Consider the following 14,448-nt stretch of genomic DNA (forward strand, 5'->3'; position numbering starts at 1 on the left):
GCAGCCGTGCGCATGCACGTGCCACGGGGTAGACGCACGTTGCGTGCCAACTGTTTGGCGATGCGAAATTTGCTTCAGGTCCCGTTTTTGTCTCCCGATTAGCGCGAGGGGTGACACAATGGGTCATTCGGGGCATGCCACATGACCCTCCGCGTCACCCTGGAGGGGGAAAGTCCCGGGCAAACGGCTTTGCACTGCCTCCGTTTCCCGCCCTGGGCGCGCGACCCGCGCCGCGCATTGCCACAGTTCGCGGGCATCCGATTCACGCCCCAGGTCACGCAGCAGGTCGCCGGCGCGGAGCAGATAGTCGGGCTGGCGCGGGGACAGGTCGATCGCCCGCAGTTCGGCGACCAGGGCGTCCTCGAGCCTGTCTGTTGCTTCGAGGGCCAGGCTGAAGTTGTGCCACGCCTCGTGGCGGTCGGGCCGTTGCTGGATCGCGCGTTCCAGATGCGCCACGGCATCCGGCCACCGCGTATCACGCACCGCCAAATAGCCCTGTAGTTCATCCAGCCCCGGCGTCTCCGGCTGCGTTTCCGCCGTCTGTTCCAGCAGGGCCCGCGCGCGCGCGTCCTGGCCGGATTTGATGTATCCCCAAGCCAGCCGCTGTGTATCGCTGGGGAATGGCGGCAGAAGCAGGCGTGCCTGGGTGATCGTCCATGCGCCGAGCGCGAGGGGAAGTATCGAAGCGGCGACCAGCATGGACCACCGTCGTGTCGTCCCCAGCCGCCACATCGCATCCAGCCAGATGCCCGTCCCCAGCACGAACGGCCCAATGATGTTGAAGCGGAACCGGTCCTCGGCGAAAAACACCGCCAGCGTCAGCGCGCCCATCGCCAGCGGTGCCAGCACGATCACGGCGCGGCGCTCCCGCAGAACGAGCAAGGCGAGTCCCGGCAGCCCCAGTGCGAACAGCCAGCCGAAGGGGAGTGGAAGCGCGGCCAAGAGTGGCGACACGATGCGCTCGTCCACGTAGTTCCGCGTGTTGGGTACTTCCGGGTAGGCGCTCGCCTCGCGCAGCTTGCGGATGCCGTTTGCGATCGACTGGGCGGGGTGCGTCCGCAGGTAAGCCATGGCTTCGCGGCGCCAGTACGCGTCGACGTCTTGCGCGGCGAGGGAGCGCTGCAGGCGTCTCTCCGCTTCCCGTCGATAACCACTCCAGATTTCCCCCGGGGCGGTGTAACGCCCCACGAACGCGGGCACGCCCGCCCTGCCGTCGGCATTCTCTGCGTTGTAGATCTGGTGCAGCACGATGCCGCCGTTGTTGGGCATGGGCGACCATTTGTCCGAGATTGCGACGTTGCGGGCCACGAGCAGTACAAGAGGGAGCGTCACGCCTGCCACGATGCCGACGGTAAGGCGTGCCAGCTCGGCGGGGCGCGCGCCGTCGCGCCATCGCAGCCAGCCGATGCAGAGGATGGCCAGCGGAACCATCAGCAGGAGATTGGCGCGCAGTGCAACGCCCAGCCCGCAAAACACCCCGAACCACACCGCCGTGCGGCTGCGCCCACCGCCCGCCAGGTGCAGGGCGCCGTACATCCACCAGATGAGGAATGCAGCCACCCAGGTCGCCTTGAGTAGCGCCATGCTGTACGCAATCGCGGTGCCGGTGAGGCCGTAGACGAGCAACGCCAGCAGACCTGCCCGTGGGCGCCCGAGCATGCACGCGATCCGGTACAGGCCGAAGGCTGATAGGCAATCCACGATAATCTGCAACAGATATAGCGGAAACGCGCCTGCGCCGAGCTTCAGGATTCCGCCGAGCAGATACCCGTAGAGCGGATCCATGAACGCGAATTCCTCGCGCAGGCCGCCGCTGCCGAAGGCCACGTCCTGCGCGAAGCGCCAGTAAAAGTCCTCGTCCGCGCCCATCTGCCAGGTCAGTGGACCGGCCAGCGCATAGCGCATGTGGATCAGCCGCAGCACCAGCACGACGGAAAGTGCCACCACCAGGCTGCGGCGATGGGAGAACTGTGCTTGCATCATTGGTCCCCTCGCCAATCGGCGGATGGGGAGGGTCGCGGCCACGTGCTGTTCTGTCAAACCGCGCGAAGGCTTCAGTCGATCCCGAGCTTCTTCAGCTTGTAACGCAGCGCTCGGAACGTGATGCCGAGGGCCGCCGCGGTCTTGGTCTTGTTGTAGCGGTTTTCCTGCAGCGCCTGCTGGATGGCGGCGCGCTCGATGTCCTCGATGAAGGAGGGTAGGGCGGTGCCGGCGGTCTCGTAGGGGCTGACGGTGCGCGGGTCGCGCGGTGCCGCGCTGCTGGGCGGCAGGGCAGGGTGGGTGCCGGTGATGACCGGCGACTGCGTGCGCGGCGCGCCGGGGGGCGCGGGCAGGTGCAGGTCGTCGGCGGTGATGCGGTCGCCGTCGGCCATGGCCAGCGCGCGTTCGAGCACGTTCTCCAGTTCGCGCACGTTGCCGGGGAACGGGTAGGCCTCGAGCGCGGCGACGGCGTCGTCGTCGAGCATCGGCGGTGCGCGGTGCATGGCCTGGGCCAGGCGCTGGAGGATCGCGTTCGACAGCAGCGGCAGATCGCCGGTGCGTTCGCGCAGCGGCGGCACGTTGAGGCCGATGACGTTGATGCGGTAGTAGAGGTCGTGGCGGAACCGGCCGTCACTGACCAGTGCACCCAAGTCCTTGTGGGTGGCCGAGAGCAGGCGCACGTCGACCTGCACCTCGGCGGAGGCGCCGACCGGGCGGATGCACTTTTCCTGGATCGCGCGCAGCAGCTTGACCTGCATCGGCAGCGGCAGCTCGGCCACCTCGTCGAGGAACAGGGTGCCACCGTCCGCGGCCTGGAACAGGCCGGGCTTGTCGCTGTGCGCGCCGGTGAAGCTGCCCTTCTTGTGGCCGAAGAACTCGCTTTCCATCAGCTCGGTCGGAATCGCGCCGCAGTTGACCGGCACGAAGGGCCCGCCGGCACGCGCGCCCTGGGCGTGGATAGTGCGGGCCACGAGCTCCTTGCCAGTGCCCGATTCGCCGTTGATGTAGACCGGCGCCTGGCTGCGGGCGACCTTGGCGATGGTGTTGCGCAGCGTGACCATGGCATCGGACGCGCCGAGCAGGCGGCTGCTCTGTTCCTCGCTGGTGCGCCGGGCGCGCTCACCCAGTTCCAGCGCCTGGCGGACCAGGCCGCGCAGCACGTGGATGTCGACCGGCTTGCTGACGAAGTCGAAGGCACCTGCCTTCAGCGCCTCGACCGCGGCCTCGACATTGCCGTAGGCGGTGATCACCGCGACCGGCGTACCCGGAAAGCGCGTGCCGATCTCGCCGACCAGTTCCAGGCCGGAGCCGTCGGGCAGGCGCATGTCGGTCAGGCAGAGATCGTAGGCCACGGTGGCCAGCATTTCGCGCGCGGCCGCCAGGTTGGGGGCGGTGTCGGTGCGCAGGCCCATCCGCCCCAGCGTCAGCACCAGCAGTTCACGGATGTCGTGTTCGTCGTCGACGATCAGGGCGCTGCGGTTCTCGCTCATCGAGGCGGGCTAAACGTGTGTTTGGAAGTGACGCATGGTGACAGCTTTTGCCCTGACTGACGAGCGCGACACCGGTGGCAACGGGGTTCCGGGGCGGGTGTCGGGCGGCGTCGAGGCGTTGGAGAACGCGGTAGGCGCGCGCTTGTGCGCGATCGGTGTTGCAGGAGGGCCCTTCGCGCGCGAGCGCGCTCCTACAGGGGGCAGCGCTCAGCGGCGCAGCAGGGTCTGCCGGGCGGCCAGGGTGATGCGGAAGCAGGCGCCGCCACCGGGCACGGCCACATATTCGAGCTGGGCCTCGTTGGCCCGGCACAGTTCGTGGGCGATGTAGAGGCCCAGGCCCGTGCCACTTTCGGAGGTGGTGAAGAACGGGCGGAACAGCTGCGCCGCGACCGCCTCCGGAATGCCCGGGCCGCGGTCGAGCACGCTCAGCGACGGGCAGTCGCCGTCCTGCTCGATGCGCAGCGTGATGCGGGCCAGCGCGCCCGGCATCCGCCCGTAGCGCACGGCGTTGTTGACCAGCGCGGTGAGCACCTGGTGCAGGTGGCGCGGGTCGAACACCGCGGGCAGCGTCGCCTGGTCGCAGCTCACCCGGACCTCGGCGTTGTCGTCGGCGACGATCATCCGGTAGTCCTGCACGAAGGCCTGCGCCGCGGCCACCAGTTCCACGTGCTCCGGCCGCGCGCGTTCGCGCCGGGCCAGGCTCAGCACGCTCTCGACGATGCCGTTGGTGCGCACGCACTGCTGGTGGATGATCTGCAGCAGGCGCCGGTCGGCGTCGCGGATGTCCTCCGATTCCTCGAGCAGCTGGGTAGCGTAGCTGATCGCCGCCAGCGGATTGCGGATCTCGTGGGCGAGGCCGGCCGAGAAGCGGCCCATCGTCGCCAGGGTCAGCGATTCGGCCCGGCGCGAGACCAGCGAGGTGTCGTCGAGGAAGATCAGGGTGTGGTCGCTGTTGGCCAGCAGGCGCACGAAGCGCGGCATGACGTCGGTGTGCTCGCGCAGCGTCAGCGGCGCATCGTCGGTGCTGCCGCTGCGCAGCCAGTCGGCCAGGCGCAGGGCCAGCCGCGGCGCCAGCTTCGACAGCGTGCGCCCGTGCAGCGCGTCGTCGCCGGGGGTGTCGATATCACCGAGCAGCAGCATCGCCGCCTCGTTGGCGAGGCGGATGTGGCCGGTGCCGTCGACCAGCAGCACGCCGGTCTGCATGCGGCGGATGACCAACTCGTTGATCTCGGCCATGTTCGCGGCCTCGGCGCCGCGGCGCTCGGCCAGGGCCTGGGTGTCGCGCACCTGCTTGCCGAGCTGGCGGGTCAGCGAGGCGGCGGCGAAGAAGCCCAGCGCGAACATCAGGGTCTCGGCCAACGGCCGGTCGAAGCTGCTGCCGCCGACGATGCTGACGATGCGCTCGAACAGCAGCGCCGCCGCCGCGGCCGCGGCGATCAGCAGGCTGCTGCGCAGGCTGACGAACAGCGACGCCGCGCTGATGTTGAACAGCAGCAGCATCGCCACGCCCGGCGCGACCTCGGGAATCGCATGGCTCACGAGGCCGGCGACCGCGATGTCCACCGCGACGCCGACCACCGCATGTGCCGGATGATCGATGTGCGGGTGGCGTGCGTGCAGCAGCAGGCCCACCGAGGCGACGAGGTAGCCCAGGCTGACTGTGATCGCGATCGCCGGGTCCACCACCTCGCCCATCAGTTCGCCCCAGGGGCTGAACACCAGAAGCGCCAGCAGGGCGGCTTCCAGCAGGCGGTAGAGCGAGAATAGCGACAGCTCGCGCTGCATCAGCCACGGCGACATCGTGGGTACGGCGAGCAGGCGCAACGGTCGCTCCAGCGGGGCGGACAGCCGCCAGTATAGGCCCGCCCCGGAGGGCCGGTTTTGCCCGGGGGCCCCGCATGCGCGAGAATGGCGGGCCCGGTCGGCCTCCGGCGCCTCGCGCGCCCGCACCGCGGCCGGCACCATTTCCTTCCTGATGGACCCCACATGAACTTCCACGAATACCAGGCGAAGCAGTTGTTTGCCGATTACGGCATCCCCGTGCCGGCCGGGCGCGTCGCGTCCACCGCCGACGAAGCAGTCGAAGTAGCGAAGTCCCTGGGCAATGGCCCCTGGATGGTCAAGGCCCAGATCCATGCGGGCGGCCGCGGCAAGGCCGGCGGCGTGAAGTTCTGCAAGACCACCGACGACGTGAAGGCCGCTGCTGCCAAGATGCTCGGCACCAAGATGGCCACCTATCAGACCGCTGGCGTTGAACTGCCGGTCAATCTGGTGCTGGTCACCGAGGCCGGCGAGATCGCCAAGGAACTGTATCTGTCGGTGCTCGTCGACCGCGGCACGCAGTCGATCACCTATATCGTCTCGAGCGAGGGTGGCGTGGACATCGAGCAGGTGGCTGCCGAGACGCCGGAGAAGATCGAAAGCCTCAACGTCGGCTTCGTCGAAGGTTTCCAGCCCTACCAGGGCCGTGAGATCGGCTTCAAGATCGGTTTGACCGCCAAGCAGGCCAACCAGCTCGCCAAGATCATGGGCGGCCTGTACACCCTGTTCAACGAGAAGGACCTGGCGCTGGTCGAACTCAACCCGCTGGCCATCCTCGACAACGGCGACCTCTATGCCCTCGACGGCAAGGTCGACTCCGACGACAACGCCACGTTCCGTCACAAGGATCTGGCGGCGATGCGTGACGCCACGCAGGAAGACGAGGCCGAGGCGCGTGCCAGCCAGCACGACCTGAACTACGTGACCATGGACGGCAACATCGGCTGCATGGTCAACGGCGCAGGCCTGGCGATGGCGACGATGGACGTGATCGCACTCAACGGCGGTTCGCCGGCGAACTTCCTCGACGTGGGCGGCGGCGCGACCAAGGAGCGCGTGACCGAGGCGTTCAAGCTCATCCTGTCGAGCGACAAGGTCAAGGCGATCTTCGTCAACATCTTCGGCGGCATCGTCCGCTGCGACATGATCGCCGAGGGCATCATTGCCGCGGTCAAGGAAGTGGACGTCAAGGTGCCGGTGATCGTGCGCCTGGAAGGCACGAACGTCGAAGCGGGCAAGAAGCTGCTGGCCGAATCCGGCCTCGCCATCACCGCGGCCGACGACATCAACGACGGCGCCAAGAAGGCCGTCGCGGCCGCCGCGTAAGCCCACACATCATCTGTAGACACGCGCTTGCGCGCGGTCGCGGTCTTCGCGATGCCGCGCGCGCTTCTACGACACCACAGGATTTCCAATGAGCGTCCTCATCAACAAGAACACCAAGGTGATCGTGCAGGGCTTCACCGGCCAGCAGGGCACCTTCCACGCCACCCAGATGGTGGAATACGGCACCCAGGTCGTCGGCGGCGTCACGCCGGGCAAGGGTGGCACCACGCACATCGACCTGCCGGTGTTCAACACCGTGCGCGAAGCGGTCGAGGCCACCGGCGCCGACGCCTCGGTGATCTACGTGCCGCCGCCGTTCGCGGCCGACGCGATCCTCGAAGCGGCCGCGGCCGGCATCAAGGTCATCGTCTGCATCACCGAAGGCATTCCGGTGCTCGACATGCTGCGCGTCAAGAACGTGCTGAAGTCGCATCCGGACGTGACCCTGGTCGGTCCGAACTGCCCGGGCGTGATCACGCCGGGCGAGTGCAAGATCGGCATCATGCCGGGCCACATCCACATGCCGGGCAAGATCGGCATCGTCTCGCGTTCGGGCACGCTGACCTATGAAGCAGTCAAGCAGACCACCGCGGCGGGCCTCGGCCAGTCGACCGTCATCGGCATCGGCGGCGATCCGATCAACGGCCTGAACTTCGTCGACTGCCTCAAGCTGTTCAACGAAGACCCGCAGACGCTGGGCATCATCATGGTCGGCGAGATCGGCGGCGACGCCGAGGAAGCGGGCGCCGAGTACATCAAGGCGCACGTCAAGAAGCCGGTCGTCGGCTTCATCGCCGGCGCGTCGGCCCCTCCGGGCAAGCGCATGGGCCATGCCGGTGCGATCGCCTCGGGCGGTTCGGGCACGGCCGAAGGCAAGTTCAAGGCGATGGAAGCGGCCGGCGTGAAGACCGTCCGTTCGCCGGGCGACCTGGGCGAAGCGATCGCCGCACTGGTCAAGTAAGTCACGCCGCCACGGGTGCAATGGACGAGGCCGCCTTCGGGCGGCCTTTTTCATGGGAGGCCGACGAGGCTGTCGGCAGTCCTGGATCCAACCATGGGCTGAGTGCCCGCGCGACGAGTTGACACCGCAGGTCGGCATGCGCATTCTCGATGCGCATCCAGGAGGGCTCCGTCATGCGCATTCGTGAGGACTATGCCGGATACGGCAAGCGCGCCACCAACGTCAGCGTGAACCAGGGGCTGCTCGAAGAAGCCCGCGCGCTGGAGATCAATCTGTCGGCCACGCTCGAGAAGGCGCTGGAAGCGGAGGTGCGTGCGCGCAAGCGGGAACGCTGGCGTGAGGAGAACCGTGAGGCGATCGAGGGCTACAACGCCTGGGTCGCCGAAAACGGCGTCTTCAGCCCGATGTTCCGCGCGCGCTGATGCAGCAGTTCGGCGTCTATCGCAACCGCAACGTCCACACGCGCGCGCTGTATCCGCTTTTGCTCAACGTGCAGAGCGACCTGATCGAGGACACCGGGACGCGGGTCGTCGTGCCGATGGTGCCGGTGGTGCGCGGCAAGCGGCCACCCGAAATCTCCTCGTTGGCGCCGATCGTCGAGATCAACGGCAAGGCCCATGTCCTGGCCGTGCCCTTGCTCGCGGCCACCGAGGTGGCGGATTTGGGAACCCGCGAAGCCGATCTTTCCACCGAGCGCGCCCGCATTCTCGCCGCGCTCGATCTGCTGATTTCCGGAATCTGACATGACCGCACCGCTCCGCATCGCCCTGGCCCAGTTCGATTTTCCGGTCGGGGACGTGGGCCGCAACGCCGAGCGCATCGCGACGATGATCGCCCATGCCCGCGACGAGTACGGCGCGCATGTGGTGGTCTTCCCGGAACTTGCGATCAGCGGCTATCCGCCTGAAGACCTGCTGATGCGTCCCGGCTTCCTGATCGACTGCGAAGCGGCATTGATGCAGATCGCCAAGGACGTGCGCGGCATCGTCGCGGTCGTCGGCTGGCCGGAATCGGCCGGCAGCGTGCTCTACAACTCGGCCAGCGTGCTCCGCGACGGCAAGCTCGAGCGCACCTACCGCAAGCGGGAATTGCCGAACTACAACGTCTTCGACGAGCGCCGGTATTTCCACGTCGATCCCGACGGCGGCTCCTGCGTGATCGAGGTCAACGGCGTACAGGTCGGCGTGGTGATCTGCGAGGACCTCTGGTTCCCCGAACCGCTCGACGACACCGCACGCGCGGGTGCCGAGGTCGTCGTTGTGCCCAACGCCTCGCCCTACGAGCGCGGCAAGCATCGCCAGCGCGACGCGCTGCTGGCCGAGCGCACCCGCGAGAGCGGTGTGGCCCTGGCCTACGTCAACGTGGTCGGCGGCCAGGATGCGCTGGTGTTCGACGGGGCCTCGGTCGTCGCCGATGCCGACGGCACGGTGCATCCGGCCGCGGTCGCGTTCGACGACCAGTGGCTGGTGGTGGACTTCGATCCGGCGCGGAAGGGCTTCACGCCGGTGATCTGGGTGGACGACGGCGACGAGAGCATCGACGCGCTGGCCTGGCGCGCGGTCGTGCGCGGCACGCGCGATTACTGCGGAAAAAACGGCTTCTCCACCGCGTGGGTGGGCCTGTCGGGCGGCATCGATTCGTCGGTCGTGCTGGCGATGGCGGTCGATGCGCTGGGCGCGGACAGCGTCACCGCGGTGCGGATGCCGTCGCGCTACACCGCAGGGCTGAGCAACGACCTCGCGGCCGAGCAGTGCGAAGCGCTCGGCGTGCGCATGCTGACCATTCCGATCGAACCGCCGTTCCAGGGCTTCCTCGACACGCTGTCGGAGGCGTTCGGCGGCAAAGACGTCGACGTCGCCGAGGAAAACCTGCAGTCGCGCACCCGTGGCGCGATCATGATGGCGCTGTCGAACAAGCACGGCGGGCTGCTGCTCACCACCGGCAACAAGAGCGAGTACGCGGTGGGCTACGCGACCATCTACGGCGACATGTGCGGCGGCTACGCGCCGATCAAGGACCTCTACAAGACCGAGGTCTTCGGCCTGGCGAAGTGGCGCAACACCGTGGGCGGCGCGCCGGTGATTCCGCCGGCGGTGATCGACCGGCCGCCCTCGGCCGAGCTGCGCGCCAACCAGCTCGACCAGGATTCGCTGCCGCCCTACGACGTGCTCGACGCGATTTTGCGGCGGTTCGTCGACCAGGAAGAATCGCGCGACGAGATCGTCGCCGCCGGGTTCGACGCCGCGACCGTCGACCGCATGCTGCGCCTGGTGCGCACCAGCGAGTGGAAACGGCACCAGGCCGCGCCGGGACCGAAGATCTCGCGCCGCGCCTTCGGGCGCGAACGTCGCTATCCGATCAGCAACCGCTATTCGGGGTGATGGGGGCGTTCCGCAGCCAGCCTGTAGACGGGGTGTCCAGTTGTCCCCGTAGGAGCGCGCTCGCGCGCGAGGCGGTCCCGGGAAGGCGCCATCGCGCGCGAGCGCGCTCCTGCAGCGGGGGCGGTGGCGTGGCCGGCGCCTCCGGATGTCTCCGGGGGCCGCAAGGCCGGGCACGCCCGTGTTGAGCCTCATCCAGCGCGTCACCGAGGCGAGTGTGCGGGTCGATGGTGAGGTCGTCGGCCACATCGGCCCCGGCTTGCTGGCCCTGGTCGGCATCGAGCCCGACGACGGCGACGCGCAGGTGGACCGCATGGCGGACCGTCTTCTGGCCTACCGGGTGTTCGCCGACGAGGCCGGCCGGATGAACCGCGCGCTGGCGCAGACCGGTGGCGGGCTGTTGCTGGTCAGCCAGTTCACGCTGGCGGCCGACACCCGCTCCGGCAATCGTCCGGGCTTCAGTACGGCGGCGCCGCCGGCTGAAGCTGAACGGATCTTCACGCGCCTCGTCGGTGTGTGCAGGGCGCGACATCCGGGGGTGGAAACCGGCCGCTTCGGTGCCCATATGGAAGTCAGCCTGGTCAACGATGGTCCGGTCACCTTCCTGCTCAGGGCATGAACCCGGCCTTGCAGGTGGTACAATTACGGGTTCACTTTTACAACGGTGCGCCACATGGCGAATGAACGTCCCGTCCAGCAGTCCGACATCAAGCTCCTGATCAGCAAGGGCCTTGAGCAGGGCTACCTGACGTATGCCGAAGTCAACGATCACCTGCCCGACGACATGGTCGACCCGGAGCAGATCGAAGACATTATCGGCATGATCAATGGCATGGGCATCGACGTCCATGAGGTCGCGCCCGATGCCGAGACGCTGCTGCTCGCCGGCCAGTCCGGCGGCAACCGCGAGGTCGACGAGACCGCGGCCGAGGAAGCTGCCGCGGCGCTGACCTCGCTCGACACCGAGGGTGGCCGCACGACCGATCCGGTGCGCATGTACATGCGCGAGATGGGCACGGTCGAGCTGCTGACCCGCGAGGGCGAGATCGCGATCGCCAAGCGCATCGAGGAAGGCCTGAACCAGATGATGGCCTCGGTGGCCAGCTTCCCGTGGTCGGTCCAGCTGCTGCTCGAGGAATACGAGCTGCACAAGGCCGGCAAGAAGCGTCTGGCCGAAGTGGTGGTCGGCTTCAACGACCAGCTGCTCGAAGAGCTCGCCGCCGAGGAAGAAGCCGCGGCCGGCAACGCGCCTGCGGCCGCCGACGCCGAGGCCGACGACGACAGTGACGACGACGACGCCGACGATGCCGACGGCGAAGAGGAGAGCACTGGTCCGAGTGGTCCCGATCCGGAAGAGGTCGCGCGCCGCATGGACGTGCTGGCCGACCTGTTCAACAAGTTCCAGAAGTCCTACGCCAAGAACGGCGCCACCGCCAAGCCGGTGGTGAAGCTGCGCGGCGAGATGGCCGACCAGTTCATGACCTTCAAGCTGCCGCTGCCGCTGACCGATCTGCTGGTCCGCAAGCTGCGCGAGGTCGTGTCCGAGCTCAAGGACCACGAGCGTCGCATCCTCGACCTGTCCACCCGCGTCGCCAAGATGCCGCGCAAGGACTTCATCCGCGCGTGGGACGGCAACCAGACCAATACGGCCTGGGCGGACGAGATGATCAAGCGCAAGCAGAAGTGGTCGTCCGGCCTGAAGGACGTCCGCGACCAGATCGTCGCCGAGCAGGAAGCCACGATGGCGATCGAGAAGGCCATGGGCGTGACCCTGGGCGATCTCAAGGAGATCAACCGCGCGATGGCCTATGGCGAGACCAAGGCCCGCCGCGCGAAGAAGGAAATGGTCGAGGCCAACCTGCGCCTGGTGATCTCGATCGCCAAGAAGTACACCAACCGTGGCCTGCAGTTCCTCGACCTCATCCAGGAAGGCAACATCGGCCTGATGAAGGCGGTCGACAAGTTCGAGCATCGTCGCGGCTTCAAGTTCTCGACCTATGCCACGTGGTGGATCCGGCAGGCGATCACGCGTTCGATCGCCGACCAGGCGCGCACGATCCGCATCCCCGTGCACATGATCGAGACGATCAACAAGCTCAACCGCATTTCCCGCCAGATGCTCCAGCAGTACGGCCGCGAGGCCACGCCGGAGGAGCTGGCCAAGGAAATGGACATGCCGGAAGACAAGATCCGGAAGGTCATGAAGATCGCGAAGGAGCCGATCTCCATGGAGACCCCGATCGGCGACGACGAGGACTCGCACCTGGGCGACTTCATCGAGGACACCAATGTGGAGTCCCCGATCGACGCGACCACTAACACCAACCTCATGGAAACGGTCCGCGACGTGCTCGCCGGCCTGACCCCGCGCGAGGCCAAGGTGTTGCGGATGCGCTTCGGCATCGACATGAACACCGACCACACCCTCGAGGAAGTCGGCAAGCAGTTCGACGTCACCCGCGAGCGCATCCGCCAGATCGAGGCGAAGGCGCTGCGCAAGCTGCGTCATCCCTCGCGCAGCGAGCAGCTGCGGAGCTTCCTCGACGTCGAGTGAGCCCGGCCGTTCCCGCTGCTAACGAAAAGCCCGCCGGAAGGCGGGCTTTTTCGTGGGCAGGGTGTTGACCCGCACGGACATGACTAAGCCGATCGAACTGCTGCGCCTGTAGGAGCGCGCTCGCGCGCGATGGGGCGTTCTCGCGAAAGCCCTTCGAGCGCAAGCGCGTTCCTGCGGATGCAGGCGTTCGCTGATGGAGCCGGGGCGATCGCGCTCGCTGGCCCCGCAGGTCAATCCAGGACGGTCGGGGTCGCGGTACCCACGATCACGATGTCGGCCTTGCGGCGGGCGAACAGGCCCACGCTGACAATGCCCGGGATCTGGTTGAGCTGCGTCTCGAGTGCCACCGGATCGGTGATCGACAGGCCGTGGATGTCGAGCACCCAGTTGCCGTTGTCGGTTTTCACGCCTTCGCGCCACACCGGCTGTCCGCCGGTCGTCTCCAGAATCGTGCGGGCGACGAGGCTGCGGGCCATCGGGATCACTTCGATCGGCAGCGGGAACGTGCCCAGCACCGGGACCTGCTTGGCGGGATCGATGATGCAGATGAATTGCTTGCTGGCCTCGGCGATGATCTTCTCGCGCGTCAGCGCGGCGCCGCCGCCCTTGATCAGGTGCTTGCCGGGATCGCACTCGTCGGCGCCGTCGACATACAGCGCCAGCGGGCCGGTCGCGTTGAGGTCGAGCACGTCAATACCGTGGCCGCGCAGGCGCTCGGTGCTCTGGTCGGAGCTCGACACCGCGCCATCGATGCGGTGCTTGATGCGCGCCAGTGCGTCGATGAAATAGGCGACCGTCGAGCCGGTACCCACACCGACGATCATGCCGTCTTCCACGTACTCGATCGCCTTCTCCGCCGCCAGGCGCTTGCCTTCGCTCATCGCTTCTTCTCCAGGGACAACAGCAGTTTCCATTGCGCGGACGACACCGGCAGCACCGACAGCCGCGCGCCCTTGCGGATCAGCGCGAATTCCTCGCCCAGGTCCGCGGCGTGCTCGCGGATCTCCGACAGCGGAATCGGTGCCGCAAGCTTGCGCACGAAGCCGACGTCGACCAGGAACCAGCGCGGTGTCGCTTCGGTCGCCTTTTCGTCGAAGTACTTCGACGCCTTCTTGAACTGGGTGGGGTCGGGATACGCAGTGCTCGCCACTTCGGCGAGGCCGTAGATCCCGGGCACGTCGGCATTCGAGTGATAGAACAGCACCCCGTCGCCGACCCGCATGCCGTCGCGCATGAAATTGCGCGCCTGGTAGTTGCGCACGCCCGTCCACGGCTCGGTGCCGACGCGGGCGAGGTCGTCGATCGAGAAGTCGTCGGGTTCGGACTTCATCAGCCAGTAGCGTTTGCGTGGACTCACAGGCGTGGACTCGGCATCAGGGTGCTGGATTCGGTGCAGATCGCGTCCAGTGGCACATCCCAGGGCGCCACCTCGAGCGTGTCGACCTGTTGGCTCGCGAACGCGGCGCCGACGAGCAGTGGCGGCGCCGCGGTCGTCTGGCGGAACGCGAAGCTGCGGTCGTACCAGCCGCCGCCCATGCCCAGCCGCTGGCCCTGCGCATCGAAACCGACGAGTGGCGTGACCACCAGCGCCATCGCGCGCGCGTCGAGCGCGGACGCCGGCTCGATGTCGGGTTCGGGAATGCCGAAGCGGTTGGTGACCAGCGGATCACCCGCGCGCCACGGCGCGAAGCGCAGCTGATCACCGTGCAGCACGGGCAGGCAATAGACGAGGCCGGCAGGCAGGCGCACCTGGAAGACGTGCAGGCCGATCTCGCCGTCACTGGCCCAGTAGCCGGCCACGTAACCGGTGGCCGGCAACGCAGGCAGCGCGAACAGCTGGGTGGCGAGGCCTTCGGCAGCGGCGATCCGCGCACCGGGCGGCGTCGCACGGCGCTGGTCGCGCAGGCGTCGGCGGAGGTCGGTGCGTGGGGTCATTCG

The 14,448-nt window shown here is 67.7% G+C and carries 13 protein-coding genes; 7 read left to right on the forward strand and 6 right to left on the reverse strand.

Features of this window, described 5'->3' with window-relative positions:
- Nucleotides 1-123: 123 nt before the first annotated feature.
- The 3 genes from ACF3M1_RS03345 to ACF3M1_RS03355 all read right to left on the reverse strand — a co-directional run bounded on the left by ACF3M1_RS03345 (nt 124) and on the right by ACF3M1_RS03355 (nt 5,270).
- A complete protein-coding gene (locus ACF3M1_RS03345) occupies nt 124-1,980 on the reverse strand; it encodes a hypothetical protein (protein ID WP_394003923.1) in 1,857 nt (618 codons plus the stop codon).
- A gap of 74 nt (nt 1,981-2,054) precedes the next feature.
- Entirely contained in the window at nt 2,055-3,470 is a 1,416-nt protein-coding gene (locus tag ACF3M1_RS03350) for a sigma-54-dependent transcriptional regulator (protein WP_394003925.1), read from the reverse strand.
- Between the two features lie 207 nt (nt 3,471-3,677).
- Nucleotides 3,678-5,270, reverse strand: coding sequence for a sensor histidine kinase (locus ACF3M1_RS03355; protein ID WP_394005160.1), 1,593 nt, complete (start codon nt 5,268-5,270; stop codon nt 3,678-3,680).
- Between the two features lie 186 nt (nt 5,271-5,456).
- Here ACF3M1_RS03355 and sucC point away from each other — a divergent pair, with 186 nt between their 5' ends.
- The 7 genes from sucC (at nt 5,457) to rpoD (ending at nt 12,510) form a co-directional block, all read left to right on the forward strand.
- A complete protein-coding gene (gene sucC, locus ACF3M1_RS03360) occupies nt 5,457-6,617 on the forward strand; it encodes an ADP-forming succinate--CoA ligase subunit beta (protein ID WP_394003928.1) in 1,161 nt (386 codons plus the stop codon).
- Between the two features lie 88 nt (nt 6,618-6,705).
- Nucleotides 6,706-7,578 (forward strand): succinate--CoA ligase subunit alpha, encoded by an 873-nt coding sequence (sucD, locus tag ACF3M1_RS03365; RefSeq protein WP_180545043.1) that lies wholly within the window; start codon nt 6,706-6,708, stop codon nt 7,576-7,578.
- A gap of 173 nt (nt 7,579-7,751) precedes the next feature.
- Nucleotides 7,752-8,000, forward strand: coding sequence for a type II toxin-antitoxin system CcdA family antitoxin (locus tag ACF3M1_RS03370; RefSeq protein WP_394003930.1), 249 nt, complete (start codon nt 7,752-7,754; stop codon nt 7,998-8,000).
- Nucleotides 8,000-8,320, forward strand: coding sequence for a CcdB family protein (locus ACF3M1_RS03375; RefSeq protein WP_394003932.1), 321 nt, complete (start codon nt 8,000-8,002; stop codon nt 8,318-8,320). Before ACF3M1_RS03370 ends, ACF3M1_RS03375 begins: the two co-directional genes overlap by 1 nt.
- A gap of 1 nt (nt 8,321) precedes the next feature.
- Nucleotides 8,322-9,959, forward strand: a complete 1,638-nt coding sequence (locus tag ACF3M1_RS03380; protein ID WP_394003934.1) for an NAD+ synthase — start codon at nt 8,322-8,324, stop codon at nt 9,957-9,959.
- 178 nt (nt 9,960-10,137) lie between these two features.
- Entirely contained in the window at nt 10,138-10,575 is a 438-nt protein-coding gene (gene dtd / locus ACF3M1_RS03385; protein WP_394003936.1) for a D-aminoacyl-tRNA deacylase, read from the forward strand.
- 54 nt (nt 10,576-10,629) lie between these two features.
- A complete protein-coding gene (gene rpoD, locus ACF3M1_RS03390; protein WP_394003938.1) occupies nt 10,630-12,510 on the forward strand; it encodes an RNA polymerase sigma factor RpoD in 1,881 nt (626 codons plus the stop codon).
- 230 nt (nt 12,511-12,740) lie between these two features.
- Here rpoD and rpiA read toward each other — a convergent pair whose 3' ends face one another.
- Genes rpiA through ACF3M1_RS03405 form a run of 3 tightly spaced genes read right to left on the reverse strand, consistent with a single transcriptional unit; the run spans nt 12,741 to nt 14,445 of the window.
- Nucleotides 12,741-13,391 (reverse strand): ribose-5-phosphate isomerase RpiA, encoded by a 651-nt coding sequence (gene rpiA, locus ACF3M1_RS03395; RefSeq protein WP_394003941.1) that lies wholly within the window; start codon nt 13,389-13,391, stop codon nt 12,741-12,743.
- A complete protein-coding gene (locus ACF3M1_RS03400) occupies nt 13,388-13,867 on the reverse strand; it encodes an EVE domain-containing protein (RefSeq protein ID WP_394003943.1) in 480 nt (159 codons plus the stop codon). Before ACF3M1_RS03400 ends, rpiA begins: the two co-directional genes overlap by 4 nt.
- Nucleotides 13,864-14,445, reverse strand: coding sequence for a 5-formyltetrahydrofolate cyclo-ligase (locus ACF3M1_RS03405; RefSeq protein WP_394003945.1), 582 nt, complete (start codon nt 14,443-14,445; stop codon nt 13,864-13,866). Before ACF3M1_RS03405 ends, ACF3M1_RS03400 begins: the two co-directional genes overlap by 4 nt.
- Between the last annotated feature and the right edge of the window lie 3 nt (nt 14,446-14,448).

Source organism: Luteimonas sp. WGS1318 (genome assembly GCF_043187535.1).
Lineage (GTDB): Bacteria > Pseudomonadota > Gammaproteobacteria > Xanthomonadales > Xanthomonadaceae > Luteimonas.

Excerpts from the sequence above, each read along its gene's own strand:
- rpoD (WP_394003938.1), top strand. The coding sequence starts at position 10,630 with ATGGCGAATGAACGTCCCGTCCAGCAGTCCGACATCAAGCTCCTGATC.
- sucC (WP_394003928.1), top strand. The coding sequence starts at position 5,457 with ATGAACTTCCACGAATACCAGGCGAAGCAGTTGTTTGCCGATTACGGC.
- ACF3M1_RS03380 (WP_394003934.1), top strand. The coding sequence starts at position 8,322 with ATGACCGCACCGCTCCGCATCGCCCTGGCCCAGTTCGATTTTCCGGTC.
- ACF3M1_RS03375 (WP_394003932.1), top strand. The coding sequence starts at position 8,000 with ATGCAGCAGTTCGGCGTCTATCGCAACCGCAACGTCCACACGCGCGCG.
- ACF3M1_RS03345 (WP_394003923.1), bottom strand. The coding sequence starts at position 1,980 with ATGCAAGCACAGTTCTCCCATCGCCGCAGCCTGGTGGTGGCACTTTCC.
- rpiA (WP_394003941.1), bottom strand. The coding sequence starts at position 13,391 with ATGAGCGAAGGCAAGCGCCTGGCGGCGGAGAAGGCGATCGAGTACGTG.
- ACF3M1_RS03355 (WP_394005160.1), bottom strand. The coding sequence starts at position 5,270 with ATGTCGCCGTGGCTGATGCAGCGCGAGCTGTCGCTATTCTCGCTCTAC.
- sucD (WP_180545043.1), top strand. The coding sequence starts at position 6,706 with ATGAGCGTCCTCATCAACAAGAACACCAAGGTGATCGTGCAGGGCTTC.
- ACF3M1_RS03405 (WP_394003945.1), bottom strand. The coding sequence starts at position 14,445 with ATGACCCCACGCACCGACCTCCGCCGACGCCTGCGCGACCAGCGCCGT.
- ACF3M1_RS03370 (WP_394003930.1), top strand. The coding sequence starts at position 7,752 with ATGCGCATTCGTGAGGACTATGCCGGATACGGCAAGCGCGCCACCAAC.
- ACF3M1_RS03350 (WP_394003925.1), bottom strand. The coding sequence starts at position 3,470 with ATGAGCGAGAACCGCAGCGCCCTGATCGTCGACGACGAACACGACATC.